Raw genomic sequence first — 10532 nt, 5'->3', positions numbered from 1 at the left:
GGGTCGTTTCCACTGTTATCTGAGTGGGTAGTGCCTGATTCTACTTCTTACTACGCCCTATCTGGGCGCGCGCCTTTGGTGTTGGCGATCAGCGTTGTGACCAGCTTCAAGATGTCCTTTTCGCTATGGATATAGGCGAAAGGGTTATAGTGCATTGATTTTCGGAAGTTGATGGTATTTAGGACCTTGATCCGGTAAGGCTCATAGATGACCTTACCGTGCTTATCCTTCATGGGCTTTCCGTCCTTTCCCAGTTTGGGTGCGCCCCTTTGGAGCATTTTCCCGCACTCCACCAAAATGGTTCCCTTCGGGTCTGTGACCACATAAGAACTGTGCATCTGCATCAAATTCGGTTTGAGCCAGAAGCGGGTCTTACCGGAACCGGAGCCGCCGATCACCAGCACATTTTTGTTTCTGGCGGTCTTTGGGTCTTTGGGGCGGCTGTTCATGGTCAGGCTTTCGGTTTTTGTGAGAATGACATTGTTCTGGAACACCGAGTCGATATAGGGAGCAATATCCTCACGGGTTCCCCAACGGGCAGAACCATACTCCATGCCGTGACGGTACTTCTTGGCGTTTTTACTTTTGAGATACACCGCCAGACGCAGGCCAGCACCGCAGCACAGCCCCACCAGCAGATCCAACGGGTGCAGGCTGGGCCAGAAACTTTGCAACGCCCCAGGCAGGACAGCAAACAGGGAAAGGAATTTCTCTGAGGCATTTGCCCCCTGAGCCAGTCGCCATGCCTCCCCGAAGTTGGTAGCAAACAGCCCCATCAGAAGATAGGGCAGGTTCAGCAAAACGAGCTTTTTGATGTCAAACTGCTTTTTCATCGTTCCAGCTCCTTTCGCTTGGTGCGGTCCACCACGGCATTTTTGACCATCTCTTTGAACTGACTGAGTTTTGCCAGCACAGACGGGCGTTCCGTTTTCTCGGCCTTCTTGACCTTTTTGCTGGTGTACTCGGTAAATGCAGCGGTCAGCGCATCGGCGTCACGGCCCTTGAAAAAGATCAGGTACTTGGGTGGGGAGCTGCTGCGGTCTTTCTTCACCGCATAGTCCACACCATATTTCCGGGCGATCTTCTCAAATTCCTTGATGGAAGGGTCTGTGATCTCAATATTGGAGATCCCCTGATTCTGACCAATGAGCTGCTTGACGGTCTGTTTGCCGTGAGGTGTCACAGGAGCGTCACGGCTTCTCTGCTTTTGCAGCTTCTTTTCCTTGCAGTGGGCCATGTACTTGCTGATGGCAGCTTTAAGCAGCCGACCGGTGAACTTTGTTCCACTGACAACCAGCGTTAAAGTCCTGTTTTCCACTTCTTCCTGCATTTTCATCGCCTCCTTTCCACAGAGTGTGCAGGGGTGGTGCATTTCTTTCTAAGGCGGAACCACCAGCCGCCGGAGAAGATATTTCTTTATCGCTCCATCCCTCGGCTCTTTTTCTTTACCGGCTTCTTATCCGGCAGATTCCACTCTTTCCGAAACTCTGCCACACCTTTGGGGTCAAATGCCTTCAACTTCTCCAGATCAAAGGCAACAGCAGAATATTTTCCATAACCGGACTGCACCTGGTAGGGAAGCACCTTCCCCAATTTGTTCTCTTTGATGAATCGCAGCAGGTCCTTGCTGATGTCACCGGAAATAAACGCCTCTCCGGGGTCCAGAGAATACCCCGGAAGGTTCACCGTCATATCTGCAAACGGTTCCGCCCCATCTTCTGTATGGGTAATCATGCCGATATAAAGCCGCTGATTATTCGCATACATCCCAAGTTGCAGCGATATGGTTTCTTCCCCATATTCCCACTTGAAGGGTACTTTCTTTTCCTCATTCATATCGGATACCTCCTATCGTATCTGTTCTTTGTGGTCATAAAACAAATCTCCATTTCTGACCTTTGCATGGCTGAGAATTTTGATCTGCCCCTTTGCCTGACTGTCCAGCGCTTTTTCATAGCCTATATCTGACAAAAACAGGCGGGTCCGTTCTCCTTTCCAGCCCACCGGGGAGTCATCGGTCAGCACATCAAAAATAACCATGTGCCGGGTATTCTCCGCAAATCGCTGAAGATCCATGTAGTCATGGCCGTGGTAGTTCTGCGCCCCGGCCTTCTGGCGCATTTCCTCCATCAGCTGACCGATTGTTTTGCCTTCCTGCATAAAACCCACTTCCCTTCCGTTCTTATGAGACCAGCAAGATCATCTCCCGAAGCTGGGCAAAATACAGCTTGCCTTGCGGAGTTATCAGCGTATAAGAACCGGTATGACCGTGATTGCAGTAGTCCTTTACACAAAACAGCCCTTCATTGGCTGGCTTTGCATAGGGCAGTACATTGCCGGACGCAGTGCGGTACACAAAACGCTTTTCCAGAAGAAATCGGACAAAGCGGCGTTCCGGGACAGCAAGCTCTTTGGCAGTAGTTCTGAGATTGGTGCTATGCTCCAAATCAATAAACAGGTCATAGAAAGCGGCTTTACCCTCCAGCTGTGCGTTTGCTATGCGCAGAGATACATTCTCCTCTCGTTCAGCCAGGAGATCTGAGCAGAGCTTGAGCAGTGCCTCCGGTGAAGTGGCTACTTCCCATAGCTTTTCTTTTGTGAGATAGGACCCATGCTTGCGAATGGTAGGAAGAACCTCGTCAAAGACCCATTTTTCAAATCGTTCTGCCGATGGCAATTTGCTGTGGACAATCAAGCGATACAGGTTTCCTTCGCTGATGAATTTAGCTTTCTGTTTACGCCCCAAATTATCGGTGAGGTGGTAAAACGCCACCCCACCTTCTCTGCAATGTGTCTTTAGGGCATTTACTGTATCTTTGTATCCCAGAGATTTTGCAACATCAGCGCCGCAAAACAGGTATTTCCCATTTTCCTCGATTACTCGAATGCTTCCAAACTCTGGACTATTGAAAATCTCAATCTGATTCATGCTGTGCCTCCTTTGGTGTAATACAAAAGCGGCCGATTACCAGCCGCCTGCGTGCATATCGTGGTTGACCAATGAAGTGAAGTGATTGTTCATGGTGGTAGGCGCATTGAACAGCACCGCGAGCAGGTACTGCTTGATGTTGCGTACCTGAGTGGTGTTCTTTTGCAGACAGTCCATGACAAACTCGATGTGAGAGCTGTCCAGCTTCAAAAAGCGGGAGCGTACAATCTCGTGAGGAAAGTCCGCACCAGAGATCCGGGTGGTCTTTCGTTTGGCACAGACCGTTTCTACCAACAGCTCTACAATCTCATTCAGGTCATCCAGGTAGAGAGGATAACGCTGCTTCAGACAGTCATACTCGATATTCTCCAAAATCAATTCCCGATAATTTTCTATCTCTGTGACAGACATCGCATCCCTTCCTTTCCGTTCCGGCGGTATTGCCGCCGCTGTTTCCCGGAAGGGAATGGAATCGGTATTTGATCCATGAGTATTTTGTTTTTGGGTATTTGATTTCTTAGTATTTAATTGTGTTGGATTTTCCGGTAACGGATTTACCGCTGACGGGTTTACCGTTATCGGGTTTTCCGACGACGGCTTATCCAACATCGGTTCTCCCTCGATGGGACGCTCAAAAATGGTATACTCATTGGCTGCGAATTTACCAGAAGCATCAGTTGTCTGTCTGCGCCGAATGTATCCGGCTGTTTCAAGCTCATTGACAGCAGAGCGGATTGCATCTTTGCTTTCTCGATTGATATAGCTGAGTCCTGACAGCGTATAATCCCAGTCATCTGGCAGAGATAACATCTGCGACAAGAGACCCTTTGCCTTCAAAGAAAGCCGTTTATCCTTTAGATGGAAATTGCTCATAACCGTGTAATCGCCAGTGCGTTCTACACGAAAAACAGCCATTTACTTCACTCCTTTCATTTCTCAGGTATGAAAAAAGCCGCAATTCATAAGAGAATTGTGGCAGCGGTTAGGGTCTGTCTGTATCTTTTTTCTTGCGTCGGTAGGGGCGTTTTGGCATTGGTGGTTTATCAAACAGATCCCTTTCCTGAGAAAATGGTAAGGTTTGAAAAACACGGTCAATCTAGGTGGATTCCATATCACGCTGTGAGCGGCAATCTTCTTGAATAGCTTCTCGGATTTCTCTTACAGTACACATATTCATTCCTTTCCTTTCGTTGTATGGGTTTATGAGCGGCGGCGTTTTCCCGGTTTGAAATCGAGGATATGTCCCTCAATCACACGAGCGTAACGCTTGATCTTGATCTCCCGGCGCTGCTGGCTTTGCAGGGCGGCCTGATAACCGTCCTCAGTCAAAAACAGCCGCATTTCATCTCCGGGGCTTCCATAAGCAGTGCTGGGACGCAAGACAGTAAACTCAATCATCCAGCAAGTGCTGTCCCAAAATCGCTCCACTGCAAGAATGTTGTGGCCTTTCAGCTCCCTTGCTGCAATATCTTTCATAGGCTCTCCCTTCATCGTTCCTGATCTCGTTGGCGTTTTTTCTGCCATTGTTCCAGCAGTTTAATAATGGTTTCCTGCATTTTGGCCGGTGTATAGCTTTTGGGGAAATACTTTCGCAAGGTATCGCTGCTCAAGGTCACTTTATCCAGATCACCCTTTTTTTCCTCTGACATGATGGCAAGCATCACATCTTCTGACAATTTCCCATCCTGGCTGAACTTTTTCATTCGCTGAGCCTGAGAGAGAGAAGGGGTAGCCTGCTCATAGTCCATTGTTTCCACCAGCATTTGCTGTTCGTCCGGTTTCAAAAAAGAGAGTTCATAGGCTGGATTAAATGCGATTTTCTTTTCATCCACCATATCCAAAAGCTCTGGAATCAGCTCAGTCAAACGAACATATCGCATTACCTGGATACCGCTTCGTTCACCGGCTTCTTTTGCCACCTGGTCTCTGGCGCTCAACTTCTGTTCAACTTGAACAGAAGTCAGGTCTGTTCTTGCTCCCTGATGTTTAATGGCTTCCAGCTTCATTTTGTAGGCAAAGGCCCTTTCACTGGGGAGCAGATTTTCTCGCTGCAAATTGCTGTCAACCATAATAATTGTGGCAGCATCGTCATCCAAGTCGCGCACAATGACAGGCATGGTTTCTTTTCCGGCCAACTCGCTGGCTCTGCGGCGTCTGTGTCCGGCTACCAGCTCATAACTGCCATCAGGCAGAGGTCTGGCAATCGCAGGAACCAACACGCCATACTTTTTGATGCTGTCTGCGGTTTCTATCATTGCATCATCATCCTTGACCTTGAAGGGGTGATCCTTGAACGGATGCAGTTCAGATAGGGGAATTTCCTGGATTTTTTCCAGTTGCTCGTCTTGCCGACTTTCTTCAGTAGAAAACAGGTCATCTACTGAGGCCAGCTCTATTTTTTTCGCGCTGCTTTTCAAGTTTCATCACCTCCTGGGTCAGATTCTTGTAACCCTCGGCCACTTTGCCCTTGGGGTCATGGGCAAAAATACTCTTGCCCTCGGCACTGATTTCCTTTGCTCGGACAGAATGGGGAATCTCAGTTCCGAACACTTTGATTTTGCTGCCGTAGGTTTCTCGCAGCAGAGCCGCAATCTCCTTGGCAAAGTTGGTGCGGTTGTCCACCATCGTCAGCAGGATACCGTCGATCTGGAGCTTGGGGTTGATCTGCCGTTTCACCTTATTGACCGTCTGGAGCAGCTGTTCCAGGCCCTTGGCGGGCAGATACTCCGCCTGGACGGGGATTATGACCCTGTTGGCAGCCGCCAACGCATTGACCGTAAGCATCCCCAGGGAGGGCTGACAGTCAATCAGGATATGGGAATACTGTCCCTTGAGCGTGTCCAGGTATTGCCGCAAGATGGTCTCACGGCTCATGGCGTTCACCAGGGAGACCTCCATGCCGGAGAGCTGGATGTCGGCAGGCATCAGGTCAACGCCTTCCGGGTGGTGCAGGATGCCCTCGCCGGGGCGCATCGGCTCGTCCATCAGGATACGGCCCATCGCGTCGGACAGAGTAAAGGGCAGCTTGTCCGGCTGGGGATGGCCCAGGCTGATGGTCAGGCTGCCCTGCGGGTCTCCGTCGATCAGCAGAACTTTCTTCCCCGTCTGCGCCAGCCCGATACCCAGATTTGCGCAGGTGGTTGTCTTGCCAACGCCGCCTTTCTGGTTGGCGATGGCGATAATTTGTGTGTTCATTTCAGTTTCCTCCTGTGTCTTGAACAGAAGATGGAATGTAAAGAGGGTAAACTACCCCCTTGGGTTTTCTTAAAATCAAGAACATTTCGGCATCCTTTTGATTTAGGATTCATTTATCACGGTTCTGTACCGGACACTCCCATTGCCTGCGACGCTTTTAACGCTCGGACTGTGGCTGAGTGTAAGTTTTCCCCCTGTCCCTGGATCGTGGCCTCAAGTTATCAAGCTCTTTACCGGCGATAGGGAAGTCGCTCGACCCGTAGGCGTCATGGCGTATCACCGGAGTGGCTCTCCGAGGGACGGTTGTACCTGATGTTCTTCTGAATTTTCAAGGTCCACGAGATGTAACTCTCACTTGTAGGCCACGGCAGAGGCCGTTTGTTGCGCAAAAAATAAAAAAAGGAGCAGAAAATTTTTCTGCTCCCTGTTGTGACAAGGTATAATGACCTTTTATTGTGTGTAGCCACGCTTTTTACTCCAATTTCTAATCAACAGTAAAATCGTGTTGTGCATCTGTTCACTATTGTAATGCGAGGGGAAATACTGCTTGATTTCTTCTTCTTCAACAATCATCGGCTCTCTCTGGTTTGGTTTCTTTTCCGATAAGATACAAACCAAGTAATCTTCTGTAAAGTCTGATTCACTGGCCTTTTCTCGGATGGCTTTTGCCTGAGAAATAGATGGGGTTGCTTTTAGTGCTACCATTACCTTATATAGTAGCTTCTGTTGCTTCTTGTCCAAGTAGGAAATAGATACTGCTGGATTCAATGCCATTTTTCGATTATCAACCATTTCAAGGATTTCTGGTATCAATTCAGTAAGACGGATATAGCGAGAAATTTGGTTGCGACTTTGACCGACTTGTTCAGCAATTAACTCTCTGGATTCTTTTCCGACACACTTCCGCCCAAGTTGGGCGGAAGTAAATCCTTTACGCCCCTGATGGCTCATAGCTACCAACTTCATTTTGTATGCAAAGGCTCTTTCACTTGGGAGAATCGTTTCACGCTGAAGGTTTGCATCTACCATGTTTACAACTGCCTCATCATCCGTCATAGACTGGACTAAAACAGGCATCTCAGAGTAACCCAATACTTCACAAGCCGCTTTGCGTCGATGACCAGAAATTAGTTCATAACAATCCTCACCAATCTGGCGAGCCACCGCTGGATGAATTACACCGTGAATTTCAATGCTCTCAACAAGACGCCGAAATTCCTCATCGTCTCGTACCTGAAAGGGATGATTCTTAAATGGCTTCAGTTGTTCCAAGGGAATGTTTTTTACTGCTTGCCTTTGATCGTCTCGTCTCATAATGGCCTCCTTTACTGAAAGCTGAATTCGTCCAAAATTACGGAATTGGCTGCTGTGAAAATAGCAGCGAGCATGGACAAAATGTATTTTTGAAATCAGAATACATTTTTGCGTTCCCGTTTAGATTTGTACAAACAGCCCAAAATAACAACAAAAAACCCCCGCACATTGCCCAATTGGGAATGTACGGGGGTTTTGGTGATTAGATATAAACCTCCACGGTCAAATCATGCCATTTTGACGGTTTTATGCCGTATCCATGGGATTTATAGAAGGTTTGCGCTTCATCAAATCCAATGGTGAATGACAGAACTCTTACTTGCGGGGGTTCTTGATAGCAGCCTGTGCGGCAGCCAGTCTTGCGATAGGTACGCGGAAAGGTGAGCAGGATACATAATCCAGACCGATTCTATGGCAGAACTCTACGGAAGAAGGATCTCCGCCGTGCTCACCACAGATACCAACGTGCAGCTTAGGATTTACAGGCTTACCAAGCTTGATAGCCATCTCCATCAGCTTGCCGACACCGGTCTGATCCAGCTTAGCGAACGGATCATTCTCGAAGATCTTGGTGTCATAGTAAGCGTTCAGGAACTTACCTGCATCATCACGGGAGAAGCCGAAGGTCATCTGGGTCAGATCGTTGGTACCGAAGCAGAAGAAATCGGCTTCCTTAGCGATCTCATCAGCAGTCAGAGCTGCTCTGGGGATCTCGATCATGGTACCTACTTCGTACTTCATGTCGATGCCTGCTGCTGCGATCTCAGCGTCAGCGGTCTCTACTACGATCTTCTTAACGTACTTAAGCTCCTTCACTTCACATACCAGAGGAATCATGATCTCGGGCTCTACATTCCAGTCGGGATGTGCCTTCTTAACCTCGATTGCCGCACGGATAACAGCCTTGGTCTGCATCTTGGCAATTTCAGGATAAGTAACAGCCAGACGGCATCCTCTGTGACCCATCATAGGGTTGAACTCATGCAGGGAAGCGATGATGGTCTTGATCGTCTCAACGCTCTTGCCCTGTGCCTTAGCCAGCTTCTCAATGTCAGCTTCCTCGGTAGGAACGAACTCATGCAGAGGCGGATCCAGGAAACGGATGGTAACAGGGTTGCCCTCCAAAGCCTCATACAGCTGCTTGAAGTCGTTCTGCTGATAAGGCAGAATCTTCTCCAGTGCTGCTTCTCTCTCCTCTACAGTGTCGGAACAGATCATCTCACGGAATGCTGCGATTCTGTCCTCTTCGAAGAACATATGCTCAGTACGGCACAGACCGATTCCTTCAGCGCCCAGCTCACGAGCCTTCTTAGCGTCTGCAGGAGTATCTGCATTGGTACGAACTTTTAACTTACGATATTTGTCAGCCCAAGCCATTACACGGCCGAACTCACCGGCGATGGTAGCATCAACAGTCTTGATCTCGCCATCATAGATGTTACCGGTAGTACCATCGATGGACAGCCAGTCACCTTCATGGAAGGTCTTGCCAGCCAGAGTGAACTGCTTGTTCTCCTCATCCATAGCGATATCGCCACAACCGGATACACAGCAGGTACCCATACCACGAGCAACTACTGCTGCGTGAGAGGTCATACCACCACGAACGGTCAGGATACCCTGGGAAGCCTTCATACCGGTGATATCTTCAGGAGAGGTCTCCAGACGAACCAGAACAACTCTCTCTCCTCTTGCATGCCATTCTTCTGCATCTTCTGCGGTGAATACGATCTTACCACATGCAGCTCCGGGAGAAGCACCAAGACCCTTGCCGATAGGAGTTGCAGCCTTCAGAGCAGCGGTATCGAACTGAGGATGTAACAGAGTATCCAGGTTACGAGGATCGATCATTGCAACTGCCTCTTCCTCGGTTCTCATGCCCTCATCTACCAGATCACAAGCGATCTTCAGAGCTGCCTGAGCGGTTCTCTTACCATTTCTGGTCTGTAACATGTACAGCTTACCATGCTCAACAGTGAACTCCATATCCTGCATATCTCTGTAATGATCTTCCAGAGTCTTACATACTTCCTGGAACTGAGCAAATGCCTCAGGGAATTTGTCAGCCATCTCAGCGATCTTCATAGGTGTACGAACACCTGCTACTACGTCCTCACCCTGTGCGTTGGTCAGGAACTCACCGAACAGGCCCTTAGCACCGGTAGCCGGATCTCTGGTAAATGCAACACCGGTACCACAGTCATCACCCATGTTACCGAATGCCATAGACTGAACGTTAACAGCAGTACCCCAGGAATAAGGGATATCGTTGTCACGACGATAAACGTTTGCACGCGGGTTGTCCCAGGAACGGAATACAGCTTTGATAGCGCCCATCAGCTGTTCCTTGGGATCATCAGGGAAGTCTACACCGATCTTAGCCTTATACTCAGCCTTGAACTGGCCAGCCAGCTCCTTCAGATCATCAGCAGTAAGCTCAACGTCCTGCTTAACACCCTTCTTCTCTTTCATTGCATCGATCAGCTGCTCGAAGTACTTCTTACCTACTTCCATAACAACGTCGGAATACATCTGGATAAATCTTCTATAGCAGTCCCAAGCCCAACGAGGGTTGCCGGACTTCTCAGCGATTACGTTAACAACGGTCTCATTCAGACCAAGGTTCAGAATGGTATCCATCATACCGGGCATGGATGCTCTCGCGCCGGAACGAACGGATACTAACAAAGGATTCTCGTGGTCGCCGAACTTTTTGCCGGTGATCTCTTCCATCTTAGTAATGTACTCGTTGATCTGACCCTGGATCTCTTCATTGATCTCGCGTCCATCTTCATAATACTGTGTACATGCCTCTGTTGTAATGGTGAAGCCCTGAGGAACCGGCAGACCAATGTTGGTCATCTCAGCCAGATTCGCGCCCTTACCACCAAGCAGTTCGCGCATGTTTGCATTACCTTCGGTAAACAAATATACCCATTTCTTCATACTTCTTTGTCTCCCTTTTTATAATATTTTTGACAAAACTTTGTAACCCAAACCATTACCGGAGCATTTCGGCCTCGGTTTTTAGTACTTTGATATTGTAACAATCTACCAATAGAATATCAAGCCGAAATTGATAATTTTTTGACAG

Annotated in this window: 10 protein-coding genes and 1 pseudogene; all 11 read right to left on the bottom strand. The window is 48.6% G+C overall.

Going from position 1 to position 10532, the window contains the following annotated elements; genetic code table 11:
* Positions 1-71: 71 nt before the first annotated feature.
* A pseudogene (locus OCV96_RS14370) lies at positions 72-833 on the bottom strand (type IV secretory system conjugative DNA transfer family protein); the annotation flags it as partial.
* Positions 830-1330, bottom strand: coding sequence for a PcfB family protein (locus OCV96_RS14365; RefSeq protein ID WP_002570687.1), 501 nt, complete (start codon positions 1328-1330; stop codon positions 830-832). The gene OCV96_RS14365 and the pseudogene OCV96_RS14370, both read right to left, overlap by 4 nt.
* Before the next feature lie 86 nt (positions 1331-1416).
* Entirely contained in the window at positions 1417-1836 is a 420-nt protein-coding gene (locus OCV96_RS14360) for a DUF4313 domain-containing protein (RefSeq protein WP_057571461.1), read from the bottom strand.
* A 12-nt stretch (positions 1837-1848) separates the two neighbouring features.
* Positions 1849-2160 carry a DUF5720 family protein gene (locus tag OCV96_RS14355; protein WP_057571462.1) on the bottom strand — a complete coding sequence of 104 codons (312 nt, stop codon included), beginning with the start codon at positions 2158-2160 and terminating at the stop codon, positions 1849-1851.
* Positions 2161-2182: 22 nt separating this feature from the next.
* Positions 2183-2929, bottom strand: coding sequence for a BRO family protein (locus OCV96_RS14350; RefSeq protein WP_154042122.1), 747 nt, complete (start codon positions 2927-2929; stop codon positions 2183-2185).
* Positions 2930-2965: 36 nt separating this feature from the next.
* Positions 2966-3844, bottom strand: coding sequence for a DUF6017 domain-containing protein (locus OCV96_RS14345; RefSeq protein ID WP_154250773.1), 879 nt, complete (start codon positions 3842-3844; stop codon positions 2966-2968).
* A 285-nt stretch (positions 3845-4129) separates the two neighbouring features.
* Positions 4130-4405, bottom strand: a complete 276-nt coding sequence (locus OCV96_RS14335) for a DUF5720 family protein (protein WP_154040597.1) — start codon at positions 4403-4405, stop codon at positions 4130-4132.
* Between the two features lie 11 nt (positions 4406-4416).
* Positions 4417-5346, bottom strand: coding sequence for a ParB/RepB/Spo0J family partition protein (locus tag OCV96_RS14330; RefSeq protein ID WP_154040596.1), 930 nt, complete (start codon positions 5344-5346; stop codon positions 4417-4419).
* Complete coding sequence (locus OCV96_RS14325) at positions 5303-6124, bottom strand: ParA family protein (protein ID WP_148337531.1); 822 nt, start codon at positions 6122-6124, stop codon at positions 5303-5305. Before OCV96_RS14325 ends, OCV96_RS14330 begins: the two co-directional genes overlap by 44 nt.
* 450 nt (positions 6125-6574) lie before the next feature.
* Positions 6575-7438 (bottom strand): ParB/RepB/Spo0J family partition protein, encoded by an 864-nt coding sequence (locus tag OCV96_RS14320; RefSeq protein ID WP_154040595.1) that lies wholly within the window; start codon positions 7436-7438, stop codon positions 6575-6577.
* 315 nt (positions 7439-7753) lie between these two features.
* Complete coding sequence (gene ppdK, locus OCV96_RS14315; protein ID WP_262594772.1) at positions 7754-10384, bottom strand: pyruvate, phosphate dikinase; 2631 nt, start codon at positions 10382-10384, stop codon at positions 7754-7756.
* Between the last annotated feature and the right edge of the window lie 148 nt (positions 10385-10532).

The organism is Waltera acetigignens (genome assembly GCF_025567015.1).
Lineage (GTDB): Bacteria > Bacillota > Clostridia > Lachnospirales > Lachnospiraceae > Acetatifactor > Acetatifactor acetigignens.
Note: the sequence above shows the minus strand (reverse complement) of the source record. Positions and strands in the feature narration are given on the sequence as shown.